13 protein-coding genes are annotated in these 13,127 nt (G+C 53.8%); 7 read left to right on the forward strand and 6 right to left on the reverse strand.

Going from position 1 to position 13,127, the window contains the following annotated elements:
• Positions 1–27: 27 nt before the first annotated feature.
• Genes rfaC through rfaD form a run of 3 tightly spaced genes read right to left on the reverse strand, consistent with a single transcriptional unit; the run spans position 28 to position 2,962 of the window.
• Entirely contained in the window at positions 28–981 is a 954-nt protein-coding gene (rfaC, locus tag QEN32_RS00630; RefSeq protein ID WP_001264617.1) for a lipopolysaccharide heptosyltransferase RfaC, read from the reverse strand.
• On the reverse strand, positions 981–2,027 hold the full coding sequence (gene rfaF, locus QEN32_RS00635) for an ADP-heptose--LPS heptosyltransferase RfaF (RefSeq protein WP_000699196.1): 1,047 nt from the start codon (positions 2,025–2,027) through the stop codon (positions 981–983). Before rfaF ends, rfaC begins: the two co-directional genes overlap by 1 nt.
• 2 nt (positions 2,028–2,029) lie before the next feature.
• Positions 2,030–2,962, reverse strand: a complete 933-nt coding sequence (rfaD, locus tag QEN32_RS00640) for an ADP-glyceromanno-heptose 6-epimerase (RefSeq protein WP_000587771.1) — start codon at positions 2,960–2,962, stop codon at positions 2,030–2,032.
• A gap of 202 nt (positions 2,963–3,164) precedes the next feature.
• Here rfaD and kbl point away from each other — a divergent pair, with 202 nt between their 5' ends.
• The 3 genes from kbl to QEN32_RS00655 all read left to right on the forward strand — a co-directional run bounded on the left by kbl (position 3,165) and on the right by QEN32_RS00655 (position 6,724).
• The gene (gene kbl, locus QEN32_RS00645; RefSeq protein ID WP_001213800.1) at positions 3,165–4,361 is read left to right on the forward strand and encodes a glycine C-acetyltransferase; all 1,197 of its coding nucleotides are present in this window, start codon (positions 3,165–3,167) and stop codon (positions 4,359–4,361) included.
• 9 nt (positions 4,362–4,370) lie between these two features.
• A complete protein-coding gene (gene tdh, locus QEN32_RS00650; protein WP_000645990.1) occupies positions 4,371–5,396 on the forward strand; it encodes an L-threonine 3-dehydrogenase in 1,026 nt (341 codons plus the stop codon).
• Between the two features lie 293 nt (positions 5,397–5,689).
• Positions 5,690–6,724: a glycosyltransferase gene (locus tag QEN32_RS00655; protein ID WP_079954270.1), complete on the forward strand. Its 1,035-nt coding sequence runs from the start codon at positions 5,690–5,692 to the stop codon at positions 6,722–6,724.
• Here the strand turns inward: QEN32_RS00655 and QEN32_RS00660 are convergent.
• Genes QEN32_RS00660 through gpmM form a run of 3 tightly spaced genes read right to left on the reverse strand, consistent with a single transcriptional unit; the run spans position 6,711 to position 10,514 of the window.
• Positions 6,711–7,673: a divergent polysaccharide deacetylase family protein gene (locus tag QEN32_RS00660; protein ID WP_001135512.1), complete on the reverse strand. Its 963-nt coding sequence runs from the start codon at positions 7,671–7,673 to the stop codon at positions 6,711–6,713. The two genes, QEN32_RS00655 and QEN32_RS00660, sit on opposite strands and share 14 nt — an antisense overlap.
• A gap of 3 nt (positions 7,674–7,676) precedes the next feature.
• Complete coding sequence (gene envC, locus QEN32_RS00665) at positions 7,677–8,936, reverse strand: murein hydrolase activator EnvC (RefSeq protein ID WP_058814511.1); 1,260 nt, start codon at positions 8,934–8,936, stop codon at positions 7,677–7,679.
• Positions 8,937–8,969: 33 nt separating this feature from the next.
• Positions 8,970–10,514, reverse strand: coding sequence for a 2,3-bisphosphoglycerate-independent phosphoglycerate mutase (gene gpmM, locus QEN32_RS00670; protein ID WP_000116575.1), 1,545 nt, complete (start codon positions 10,512–10,514; stop codon positions 8,970–8,972).
• Between the two features lie 247 nt (positions 10,515–10,761).
• Here gpmM and QEN32_RS00675 point away from each other — a divergent pair, with 247 nt between their 5' ends.
• The 4 genes from QEN32_RS00675 (at position 10,762) to gpsA (ending at position 13,060) form a co-directional block, all read left to right on the forward strand.
• On the forward strand, positions 10,762–11,193 hold the full coding sequence (locus QEN32_RS00675) for a rhodanese-like domain-containing protein (protein WP_001156179.1): 432 nt from the start codon (positions 10,762–10,764) through the stop codon (positions 11,191–11,193).
• 85 nt (positions 11,194–11,278) lie between these two features.
• Entirely contained in the window at positions 11,279–11,530 is a 252-nt protein-coding gene (grxC, locus tag QEN32_RS00680; RefSeq protein ID WP_001273795.1) for a glutaredoxin 3, read from the forward strand.
• A gap of 43 nt (positions 11,531–11,573) precedes the next feature.
• Positions 11,574–12,041, forward strand: coding sequence for a protein-export chaperone SecB (secB, locus tag QEN32_RS00685; RefSeq protein WP_000003370.1), 468 nt, complete (start codon positions 11,574–11,576; stop codon positions 12,039–12,041).
• Positions 12,041–13,060 carry an NAD(P)H-dependent glycerol-3-phosphate dehydrogenase gene (gpsA, locus tag QEN32_RS00690; RefSeq protein WP_001076596.1) on the forward strand — a complete coding sequence of 340 codons (1,020 nt, stop codon included), beginning with the start codon at positions 12,041–12,043 and terminating at the stop codon, positions 13,058–13,060. Before secB ends, gpsA begins: the two co-directional genes overlap by 1 nt.
• Positions 13,061–13,127: the final 67 nt, after the last annotated feature.

Raw genomic sequence — 13,127 nt, forward strand, 5'->3', positions numbered from 1 at the left:
ATAGGTTTGGGATGAGACAGAGTCTCTTTAATGAATCTTTCCAAATACGCTTGTGGCATCTAAATTCGCCAGGTTCTGTTCTGGTGAGCAGCATGCCATTTGGTTCTTCCCATAACCTCCAATTAACCCAGGGTCCGTTGGGCCATATAGCGTAATATTCGGTCTGTCGAGCGCGGCGGTGAGATGGCTCAGGCCGGTATCAACCGATACGACAAATTTTGCGCCAGCCAGCACTCTGGCGACCTCCTCCAGGCTCATGCGCGGTAACACATCCACATAGTCAAAGCCTTCGGCCAGTCGTTTAGCCCGGGCCTCCTCATGAGGCGCGCCCCAGGGAAGTTTTATCCGTAATCCGGTGTTGCCCACCATACCGATAAGCTCGCGCCAGTTTGCTTCCGGCCAGTGTTTATCATCGCGGGTCGTGGCATGTAAAAACACCGCATACGGATCGCTAACCGCCTGCTGGCAATGCAGAAAATGTTTTGCGATGGCATAATCGCCCTGCGACTGCGGTTTATCGTATCCCAGGCTTTTGGCGAACAGCTCGCGCGTCCGCTCAACCGCATGTTGTTGCTTTGCGATATGGTGTTTACGGTTATAGAACAGGCTGGCCAGCGGTTCGCGGGCGGTACTCCAGTCCATACCGTGCTTTATCCCATGCGCCAGACGCGTCACCAGCGCCGCGCTTTTCACCAGCCCCTGCGCATCAATCACAGCGTCGTATTGGTATGCGCATACCGCCCGATGAAAGGCTGTGCGTTCCGCTTTAATGGGCGCGGAAAACCAGGCTTTGCGCCAACGGCGAATAGCGACGGGAATCACGCGATCGACAGCACTGTGCCAGGACGGAATTTGCGCAAACCCTTCTTCGACAACCCAATCAAATTGAATCCCTGGAATAGCCTGTTGCGCGTCGGTAAGCGCAGGCAGGGTATGTAATACGTCGCCCATCGATGATGTTTTAACGATCAAAACCCGCATTAAACGCCCTCTTCCGACAACAGCGAATGAAGCTCTTCCAGAACCCGCTGCGGCGTGATATCGATCAGGCTCTGGTGATAGCCTTGCGCCGTATCGCCTTTACGCACTTTGTGATAACCCGTAATGAGACGAATCACCCGGGCCTTATGAGACAGCGGTGGCGTGAAATCCGGGCTACTTGGGCCATACAAGGCGACCAGCGGGCGGTCGAGCGCCGCCGCGACGTGCATCAGCCCGGAATCGTTAGTGACGATGGCTTTACAGGCGGCTATCAGAATGACGGCCTGTTCCAGCTGGGTTTCCCCCGCCAGGTTGCGACACCATGCCTGCTGCTCGCTATTCAGCGCCGCCAGGATCTCATTTCCGGCTTCATGGTCTTTTGCCGAGCCAAACAGCACGACCTGATACCCTTCGTTAATGAGCTGTTTTGCCAGTTCGGCGTAGTGATAGTGCGGCCAACGTTTTGCCGGGCCAAATTCCGCGCCGGGGCAAAAGCCGATCAGAGGACGTTCAGAAGATAGTGAAAAGTCGCTGCACATCAGCGACTTTTCACCCTCGCTAACCTGGAGCTGCGGCCAGAGCAGCGGCTGCGGCAGATCTTTCGCCGTGCGCATCACGCCCTTGTCATAGGCCAGCGCCACGTAGCGCTCCACCATCAGCGGCCAGGCGTCTTTATCAAGGACGCGCGCATCGTTCAGCAGGCCATAGCGCATTTCGCCGCGCCAGCCGGTACGGTGCGGGATATTGGCAAAGAAAGGAATCAGCGCCGATTTAAACGAATTTGGCAACACCCAGGCGCGATCGTAGCGCTTCTCTCGCAGGCTATGGCCCAATCTGCGGCGCTCGCCGATTTCCAGCGCGCCGTGGCCCAGCGGCATGGGTATCGCCTCGTTAACTTCCGGCATACGCGATAACAACGGACGGCACCAGGCTGGCGCCATCACGTCGATTATCGCCTGGGGATAGCGCGCTTTAAGCGTGCGATAGAGACTTTGCGACATCATCATGTCGCCCACCCAGGACGGGCCAATGACCAAAATTTTCATACTTACGCGTCGCGGTTCAGCCAGGCCATATACTCCGTGACGCCTTCGGCGACGGTCTTAAAGGGTTTGTCATAGCCCGCGTTGCGTAGATTGGTTAAATCCGCCTGCGTAAACGCCTGATAGCGACCTTTCAGCTTATCCGGGAACGGAATGTATTCAATGCTGCCTTTTTTATGGTATGCCAGCGTCGCGTCGGCGACGGCCTGGAAAGATTCCGCACGGCCTGTGCCCAGGTTAAAGATGCCGGACTTACCGCTTTCCAGGAACCACAGGTTAACGGCGGCCACATCGCCCACGTAAACGAAGTCGCGCTTGAAGTTTTCGCTGCCTTCAAACAGTTTCGGGCTTTCGCCGTTGTTTAACTGTGTATTCAGATGAAATGCCACGCTTGCCATGCTGCCTTTATGGCCTTCACGTGGTCCATAGACGTTGAAATAGCGGAAACCGACAATCTGCGAGTTCGCTTCTGGCAGGATCTGGCGCACATATTCATCAAACAGGAATTTAGAATAGCCATAAACGTTAAGCGGTTTTTCGTATTCGCGCGATTCGATGAAATCAGACGTGCGACCGCCATAGGTGGCGGCAGAAGAGGCGTAGAGGAACGGGATTTCGCGCTCAAGACAATAGTGCAGCAGCTCTTTGGAGTATTGATAGTTATTATCCATCATATACTTGCCGTCCCACTCGGTGGTGGAAGAGCAGGCGCCTTCATGGAAAATAGCTTCGATATCGCCGAGCTCTTCTCCGGACATAATCTGGATCAGGAAATCTTCCTTATCCATATAGTCAGCAATGTTCAGATCCACCAGGTTTACAAACTTGGTGCCGTCTTTCAGGTTATCCACCACCAGAATATCGGTGATACCTTTATCATTCAGGGCCTTAACGATATTGCTGCCGATAAAGCCCGCGCCGCCGGTAACGATGATCATAACTGTAACCTTTGAATTATGGTGTCAGAGACTGTCTCAGACATGAATGCTCTTATCATAACACTATTCATCCATTCACTGATAACCCGTGAGGATACGCGTGATTTATGCTGCATTTTAAAGAAGTGATGACGCGTCATCTCGTATCAACGTATCGCTTTGGGTAATATGTGCTGAAATTTGCCCAGTCTGGAGAATCGCAATGCGTGGGGATTTTTACAAACAGTTAACCAACGATCTGGAAACCGCCCGGGTGGAAGGATTGTTTAAAGAAGAGCGCATTATTACGTCTGCGCAGCAGGCGGATATCACCGTGGCGGATGGAAGCCACGTTATTAACTTTTGCGCCAATAACTATCTCGGGCTGGCGAATCACCCTGAGCTGATTAATGCCGCAAAAGCGGGAATGGACAGCCACGGTTTCGGTATGGCGTCCGTGCGTTTTATCTGCGGCACCCAGGACAGCCACAAAGCGCTGGAGCAAAAGCTGGCAAGCTTCCTCGGCATGGAAGATGCGATTCTGTATTCCTCCTGTTTCGACGCTAACGGCGGCTTGTTTGAGACGTTGCTGGGCGCGGAAGACGCCATTATCTCCGACGCGCTGAACCACGCGTCTATCATTGACGGCGTGCGTTTGTGTAAAGCGAAGCGCTATCGCTATGCCAACAACGATATGGCTGAGCTGGAAGCTCGGCTGAAAGAGGCGCGTGAGGCCGGCGCGCGTCATGTCCTGATCGCTACCGACGGGGTGTTCTCAATGGATGGCGTCATCGCCAATCTGAAAGGTGTCTGTGATCTGGCCGATAAATACGATGCGCTGGTGATGGTTGATGATTCTCACGCGGTAGGCTTTGTCGGCGAAAACGGTCGCGGTTCCCATGAATACTGCGACGTAATGGGCCGCGTAGATATTATTACCGGTACGCTGGGCAAAGCGTTAGGCGGCGCATCCGGCGGCTATACCGCGGCGCGCAAAGAGGTCGTTGAGTGGTTGCGTCAGCGTTCCCGCCCATATCTGTTTTCCAATTCACTGGCGCCGGCGATCGTGGCGGCTTCTATTAAAGTGTTAGAGATGGTGGAAGCGGGCGCAGAACTGCGCGATCGCTTGTGGGCGAACGCCCGGCAGTTCCGTGAGCAGATGTCTGCCGCGGGATTTACGCTGGCAGGCGCGGATCACGCCATCATCCCGGTAATGCTGGGAGATGCGGTTGTCGCGCAGAAATTTGCCCGCGAACTGCAAAAAGAGGGCATTTACGTTACCGGTTTCTTCTATCCGGTCGTACCAAAAGGTCAGGCGCGTATTCGTACCCAGATGTCTGCGGCGCATACGCCTGAGCAAATTACGCGTGCGGTAGACGCGTTCACGCGTATTGGTAAACAACTGGGCGTGATTGCCTGAGGATGTAAGATGAAAGCGTTATCCAAACTGAAAGCGGAAGAGGGCATCTGGATGACCGACGTTCCGGAACCGGAAGTCGGCCATAACGATTTGCTGATTAAAATCCGTAAAACAGCCATCTGCGGCACTGACGTTCACATCTATAACTGGGATGACTGGTCGCAAAAAACCATCCCGGTTCCGATGGTCGTGGGGCATGAATATGTCGGCGAAGTGGTCGGCATCGGTCAGGAAGTGAAAGGCTTTAAAATCGGCGATCGCGTCTCCGGCGAAGGTCATATCACCTGCGGTCATTGCCGCAACTGCCGTGGCGGTCGTACTCACCTGTGTCGCAACACCACCGGCGTGGGCGTCAACCGTCCCGGCTGCTTCGCGGAATACCTGGTCATCCCGGCGTTCAATGCGTTTAAAATCCCGGATAACATTTCTGATGATTTAGCCTCTATTTTCGACCCGTTTGGTAATGCGGTGCATACGGCGTTGTCTTTCGATCTGGTCGGCGAAGATGTACTGGTATCGGGGGCGGGGCCAATCGGCGTAATGGCCGCCGCGGTGGCGAAACATGTCGGCGCGCGTCATGTGGTGATTACTGACGTCAATGAATACCGTCTGGAGCTGGCGCGTAAAATGGGCGTCACCCGCGCGGTCAACGTCGCGAAAGAGAGCCTGAACGACGTCATGGCGGAGCTGGGAATGACCGAAGGGTTCGATGTGGGTCTGGAGATGTCCGGCGCGCCGCCGGCGTTTCGTACCATGCTGGACACCATGAATCACGGCGGTCGTATTGCGATGCTGGGGATTCCGCCATCAGATATGTCTATCGACTGGACAAAAGTTATCTTTAAAGGCTTGTTCATTAAAGGTATTTATGGTCGTGAGATGTTCGAAACGTGGTACAAAATGGCGGCGCTGATCCAGTCCGGTCTGGATCTGTCACCGATTATCACCCATCGTTTCTCTATTGATGATTTCCAGAAAGGTTTTGACGCCATGCGTTCAGGCCAGTCAGGAAAAGTTATTCTGAGCTGGGATTAATATGTATAGAGACCCGATGATATTTATCGGGTCTGATATACGTTTCATCGTAAAAGGTTGGTGTCATTCACCAACCTTTTTTGTTAGGGAAAATCTGGAAAGCCGTAAAGAATTGTCATAGACATCAAGCATTCGTAATTGCGCTTTACTCTTATTTTACTCGCTAACGTCACGCTCTACTCTGAGTTTTGTGCTTGCTTTTTACTGTAAAAATTAATTATGGCGGCTTAATAGTTTCTTAATAGAGCCACAGTATAAAGGCAGGGTAAATTAAGGTTTTTCTGGTAATCGTTATGAAAAATAGTAAAACCAAAGTGAGTATCATTGTCCCGTTATATAATGCGGGAGCGGATTTTAATGCTTGCATGGCGTCGTTAATCGCGCAAACGTGGTCGGCGCTGGAAATTATTATTGTGAATGATGGATCGACGGATCATTCCGTTGAGATAGCAAAACATTACGCGGAACATTACCCGCATGTTCGACTGCTTCATCAGGCCAATGCTGGCGCATCTGTCGCCCGTAATCTTGGCCTGCAAGCGGCGACCGGCGATTACGTCGCCTTTGTTGATGCAGATGACCTGGTCTATCCGAAGATGTATGAAACGCTGATGACCATGGCGCTTAACGATGATCTGGACGTTGCGCAGTGCAACGCGGACTGGTGCGTCCGAAAAACCGGGCACGCCTGGCAATCTATTCCGACCGATCGTCTGCGCTCCACCGGAGTATTAAGTGGACCGGATTGGTTGCGTATGGCGCTGGCCTCGCGGCGCTGGACGCATGTTGTCTGGATGGGCGTTTATCGACGTGCGCTGATTATCGATAACAATATTACTTTCGTTCCCGGACTACATCATCAGGACATATTATGGTCGACGGAAGTCATGTTTAATGCCACGCGCGTACGTTATACCGAACAATCATTATATAAATATTTCCTGCATGATAATTCGGTAAGCCGTTTGCAAAGACAAGGCAATAAAAATCTTAATTATCAGCGGCATTATATTAAAATTACGCGATTATTAGAAAAGCTCAATCGTGATTATGCCCATCGTATTCCGATTTACCCGGAATTTCGCCAGCAAATTACCTGGGAAGCGTTACGCGTTTGTCATGCGGTGCGTAAAGAACCTGATATTTTGACCCGCCAGCGTATGATTGCCGAAATTTTTACTTCTGGCATGTATAGACGGATGATGGCTAACGTCCGCAGCGCGAAAGCGGCTTATCAGACGCTAATCTGGTCTTTCCGGCTGTGGCAATGGCGCGACAAAACTTTGTCGCACCGTCGTATGGCCCGTAAGGCGCTCAATCTGTCTTAGCGCTCATGTTTTTAGGCGCGGCGATTTTCCCCCAGCCTTGCCACTGGTGCTGAAACCAGACAACCACGGAACTTTGCGTAATGCTCTCGCCGATGACGCTGAAAAAGCGCGTAGCGTAGACCGGTTGCAGCGGTTTTTTCGGCTTGCACATCTTCACGCCGCGAAAGGGATTGCGCGGCGCGTCAATTTTCTGCGGCGTCAAATCAGGTCGGGACGTATCTACCTGCGGTTCGTTGAGCAGGCTGCCTGGGCGTACCAGGGTGATATCCGCCGGCAGGCGATAAACCATCTGTTGCAGCACGCGAACCGTTGCGGGATGCGGATGACCAATCGCGATAGCGGAACCGTTGCGACGGGCCAGTTCGATAGCGCGATTAAACTGACGGCGAATATCCGCCTCGTTTTGCGTATCGTCGAGGAACACTTTGCGCTTGATCACTTTCACACCCGTACCGGATGCCGCGCGCATCGCCTGGCTATTGCCAATCGTCATGCTGTCGAGAAAATAGAGATTGTAATGTTCCAGCGCCTGCATAACTTTTTGCATACCGAACAGGCTGGAAGTCATTGCGCTGCCCATGTGGTTATTAAGCCCGACGGCATACGGCACGTTGTTTACCGCCTCGCGGATAATGCGCTCGATCTCATCGCTGCTCATATCTGGTCGCAGCGTATCCTTCTCCAGCGGCTGTTTGCTTAGCGGCGCCATCGGCAGATGGATTAACACTTCATGCCCGCTATTGTGCGCTTTAGTTGCCATTTCGCGCGCGTGCGGCGCGTTGGGCAGTACGGCGACGGAGATGTTTGGCGGCAGCGCCAGAACCTGGTTTTCCGTATGCGGGCGATAGCCAAAATCATCAATCACGATGGCGAGCTTGCCAGCGAAAACGGGATGTGCAAACGCCAGCAAAGTGGCCAGCGTGAGAATGGAGCGACGAAACTGAGGCAAAACTTATCTTCCCAACCACGGCTGTGGATTGACGGCCTGACCCTGGCGACGAATTTCGAAATAAAGCGAGGGTCTGCCCTGACCGCCGCTACTGCCCACAAGGGCGATAGGTTGTCCGGCGCGCACCTGCGCGCCTACGCTGACCAGCGCGCTCTGGTTATAGCCGTAAAGGCTCATATCGCCTTTACCATGCTCCACGACCACCACCAGGCCATAGCCTTGCAGCCAGTCCGCCAGAATCACCCTGCCGTCGGCGATGGCTTTGACCTCGGTGCCTTCCGACGCGCCGATCACCATCCCCTTCCAACGTAGCTCACCCTGCAGCCGTTCGCCATAGCGATGCAATATCGGGCCGCGTACCGGCCAGTATGCCTGACCGCGAGGCGCGCCCAGACCGCCGGTGCGGGACATTAGCGAGCGCTCGCTTTCCGTCGGCTTATAGGTGCTGCCTTTACGCGAGGCTTCCTGCTGCTTATCGCGTACCGCCTGCGCTTCGCGGGCTTCACGCTCCGCTCGCGCTTTGGCCGCCGCTTCCGCCCGCGCGATACTGTTGCGTAGACGTGATTCGTTGGCGCGTAGTTCGCTTAACTGTTGCTGGCCTTGCTGAATAGACGACTCCAGTCCGGCAAGCGTTTTCTTACGTTCATTACGAGCCTGCTCCAGCTTCGCCTGCTGGGCGCGCTGCTCATACAGCAACGTTTGTTGCTGGCTTTGCTTCTCTTCCAGCTCGGCTTTTTGCGTGGCGACCTGTTCGCGAGTCTGTTTCAGTTCGGCGATAGTCTCCTGGCGCGCCTGGTTCAGATAGCCGAAGTAGGCCTGCAGGCGTTGCCCTCGCTGGCTCTCTTCTCCGCTAAGAATAAGCTGAATGCCGGTGTGTTCGCCCTGGCGGAAAGCGGCGTCCAACTGTGCGGCGAGATTACGCTCCTGGCTGGCTTTTTGCTGCTCCAGTTTGGCAATTGAGGCGTTCATCTCATCAATTTGCGCGTTTAACTGATCCAGAGTGCTTTGCGTTTCGCGCAGCTTACGTGCTGCGGCCGAGATGGCCTCTTCCTGGGCTTTAAGTTGTGCCAGGAGGCTGGCGCGCTGTTGCTGCTGCTGGCGTACGTCGCGTTCTTTCGCGGCGATATCGGCCTGAATAGATTTGAGTTGATCACGGTCATCCGCGTGGGCGGAAAAGGCGCACAACAATACGCCAGCGCTAAGTACGCTGGCGTAGAACAAAGGCCTGACTGAAAACGTTCTTGGTTTCACGGCCTGTTGAATGGTGTTAATCGCCTTTCCCCTCATGGGGAGGGATTATTCCACGATGAACAGCGGCTTACCAGTCATCTCTTGCGGGATTTCCATCCCCATCAGCGACAGCATGGTAGGCGCAATGTCTGAAAGTTTGCCGCCTTCAACCGCCTTCACGTTTTTCTCGCCGACATAAATCAGCGGCACCGGCAGGTTGGTGTGGGCGGTATGCGCCTGGCCGGTCGCCGGATCGCGCATCTGCTCCGCGTTGCCGTGGTCCGCGGTAATCAACAGTTGTCCACCAACGGACTCAACCGCTTTTGTTACCTGGTCAATGCAGTTATCCAACGCTTCCACCGCTTTGATGGCGGCTTCCATCACGCCGGTATGACCGACCATATCGCCGTTTGGATAGTTACAAATGATGGTGTCGTACTTACCGCTTTCGATCGCCGCGACCAATTTTTCAGTCAATTCTGCAGAGCTCATTTCCGGTTGCAGGTCATAAGTGGCCACTTTCGGGGAGTTGATCAGAATGCGCTCTTCACCAGCAAACGGTTCTTCTACGCCGCCGTTAAAGAAAAAGGTTACGTGCGCATATTTTTCCGTTTCGGAAATACGCAGTTGGGTTTTGTCGTTTTTCGCCATCCACTCGCCGAACGTGTTCGCCAGCGACGCTGGTGGGTAGGCAACGGCAGTTTTGATGTCGGCGGCGTATTCGGTCAGCATCACGAAGTTCAGATTAACCACTTTCTTACGCGCAAAGCCGTCGAAATCAGCGTTAACGAAAGCGCGGGTAATTTCGCGCGCGCGGTCAGCGCGGAAGTTCATGAAAATCAGCGTGTCGCCGTCTTCCATCGCCGCATCAGCCTGGCCCTCGGCGCGGATAACGGTCGCTTTGACAAACTCATCGTTTTCATCACGAGCGTAAGCGGCCTGCAGGCCAGCCACAGCGGTATCCGCCTGGAATTCGCCCTGGGCCAGGGTCATCAGATCATACGCTTTTTCCACGCGATCCCAACGGTTGTCGCGGTCCATAGCGTAGTAACGACCGACGATAGACGCCACGCGGCCTTTGCCCAGCGCGGCGAATTTGTCTTCGAATTTTTTCAGCGAGGCTTCAGCGCTGCGCGGCGGCGTATCGCGACCGTCGAGGAAGGCGTGCAGATAGATTTTTTCTGCGCCGCGCTCTGCGGCCAGTTCCACCATCGCCATAATGTGATCTTCGTGGCTGTGGACGCCGCCCGCGGACAGCAGACCCATAATATGAACCGCTTTACCGGCGTTTTTCGCCTGGTCTACCGCATTGGTCAGGACTGGGTTAGCAAAGAAAGTACGTTCTTTAATTTCAACGTCCAGACGCGTCAGGTCCTGATAAACGATGCGACCTGCGCCCAGGTTAACGTGGCCCACTTCGGAGTTGCCCATCTGGCGGTCAGGCAGACCCACTTCCAGACCGGATGCGTCGATCAGGGTATGCGGACGTTTTGCCCACAGAGCATCCATCACCGGGGTTTTGGCGTTTAAGATAGCGTTATCCTGCTGTTCTTCACGGTAGCCGTAGCCATCCAGAATCACCAGTACCATAGGTTTTTTAGAAACCGACATTGCGACAACCTCATACTCAATAGACAAAATAATTGCGTAATTTTACTACAGCTGAATCGATAAAATAGCCTCAGAAGATCAAAGAAAGGGATCGCGCTGGCGTGAGAAGGCAAGTAATAGCGTGATTTTTTTTCGTAGCGCCCCGCAAAAATGCATTCCAGTGCACGCTCTGGCTGTATTTGCGCCACTGCACAGGTATACTCCTTTCCTGGTTTTTTAATCACTACGTCGGGAGTTGTTACCCCCCATGCAAGAAATTATGCAATTTGTTGGCCGTCATCCCATACTGAGTATCGCCTGGATTGCGTTACTGGTGGCGGTTTTATTTACCACGTTCAAAGGTCTGACTTCAAAAGTTAAGGTGATTACACGCGGCGAAGCCACGCGCCTTATCAACAAAGAGGACGCCGTTGTTGTGGATTTACGTCAACGTGACGATTTCCGTAAAGGCCATATCGCTGGCGCGACCAATTTGCTGCCGAGCGAAATCAAAGCCAACAATGTTGGCGAACTGGAAAAGCACAAAGACAAGCCGATTATCGTGGTCGACGGTTCAGGTATGCAGTGCCAGGAATCCGCTAACGCGCTGACAAAAGCCGGCTTTGAAAAGGTCTTTGTGTTGAAAGAAGGCGTAGCAGGCTGGAGCGGCGAGAATCTGCCTCTGGTGCGCGGTAAGTGATTACCCGTCGTTTTCATGGCGCAAGGGGAATGACTTGCCCTTGCGTCGACATGAGATCCATCGGGTAAAAAACAGGAGCGAAGTCATGGCCAATATTGAAATCTACACCAAAGCAACCTGTCCGTTTTGCCATCGTGCAAAGGCGCTGTTAAACAGCAAGGGCGTGAGTTTCCAGGAAATTGCGATTGACGGCGACGCCGTGAAGCGTGAAGAGATGATCAAACGTAGTGGCCGAACGACGGTTCCGCAAATTTTTATTGATGCACAGCACATTGGCGGTTGTGACGACTTGTATGCGCTGGATGCGCGTGGTGGACTGGATCCGCTGTTGCGTTAAGGCGTACTCAAGTATTTAAGGACAACACTAAAGGGTTTTACACATGTCAGAACAAAATAACACTGAAATGGCTTTCCAGATCCAACGTATCTATACCAAGGATGTTTCTTTCGAAGCGCCAAACGCACCGCATGTTTTCCAGAAAGATTGGCAGCCAGAGGTTAAACTGGATCTTGATACGGCATCTTCCCAACTGGCGGATGACGTTTATGAAGTTGTGCTGCGTGTTACCGTAACGGCTTCCCTGGGGGAAGAAACCGCGTTCCTGTGCGAAGTTCAGCAGGCCGGTATTTTCTCCATCAGCGGTATTGAAGGCACTCAGATGGCGCATTGCCTGGGCGCATACTGCCCGAACATTCTGTTCCCGTATGCTCGCGAGTGCATCACTAGTCTGGTTTCACGCGGTACGTTCCCACAACTGAACCTTGCGCCGGTCAACTTTGATGCGCTGTTCATGAACTATTTGCAGCAGCAGGCTGGCGAAGGTACTGAAGAACATCAGGATGCCTGATGAACCAAAGTAATGCGTCAATGACAGTCATCGGTGCCGGCTCGTACGGCACCGCTCTTGCCATCACTCTGGCGAGAAACGGCCACCAGGTTGTCCTGTGGGGCCACGACCCAAAACATATCGCGACCCTGGAGCACGATCGCTGCAACGTCGCGTTCCTTCCCGATGTGCCTTTTCCCGATACGTTACACCTGGAAAGCGACTTAGCAACCGCGCTGGCGGCCAGTCGTAACATTCTGGTGGTGGTGCCAAGCCATGTTTTCAGCGACGTGCTGCGGCAGATTAAACCGCTGATGCGTCCGGATGCGCGTCTGGTATGGGCGACCAAAGGGCTGGAAGCGGAAACGGGGCGCCTGTTGCAGGATGTCGCTCGCGAGGCGTTAGGCGATCAAATCCCGCTGGCGGTGATTTCCGGTCCGACGTTCGCTAAAGAGCTGGCGGCGGGTTTGCCGACGGCAATCTCGCTGGCCTCAACCGATGAGACCTTTGCCGACGATCTCCAGCAACTGTTGCACTGCGGAAAAAGTTTTCGCGTCTATATCAATGCGGATTTTATCGGCGTGCAGCTTGGCGGCGCGGTGAAAAACGTGATTGCGATTGGCGCGGGGATGTCTGACGGCATCGGCTTCGGCGCGAACGCCCGCACGGCGCTAATCACGCGTGGGCTGACCGAAATGTCGCGGCTTGGCGCAGCGCTTGGCGCCGATCCCGCCACCTTTATGGGGATGGCGGGTTTAGGCGATCTGGTGCTGACCTGTACCGACAACCAGTCGCGCAACCGTCGTTTTGGCATGATGCTTGGCCAGGGCATGGACGTTAAAGGCGCGCAGGATAAGATTGGCCAGGTGGTCGAAGGCTATCGCAATACGAAAGAAGTTCGTGAATTGGCGCACCGTTTTGGTGTTGAAATGCCAATAACCGAGGAAATTTATCAAGTATTGTATTGCGGAAAAAACGCGCGCGAGGCAGCATTAACGTTATTAGGTCGCGCCCGCAAGGAAGAGCTGAGTCGCCACTAGCCGTAAGGAACTGTTTGCATAAACGACCCAACCCGCACAGAACGGGTTGGTCGTTTTCTGCCCGTCT

This window comes from Salmonella sp. SA14318 (genome assembly GCF_029866905.1).
In the GTDB taxonomy this organism is placed as follows: Bacteria; Pseudomonadota; Gammaproteobacteria; order Enterobacterales; family Enterobacteriaceae; genus Salmonella; species Salmonella enterica.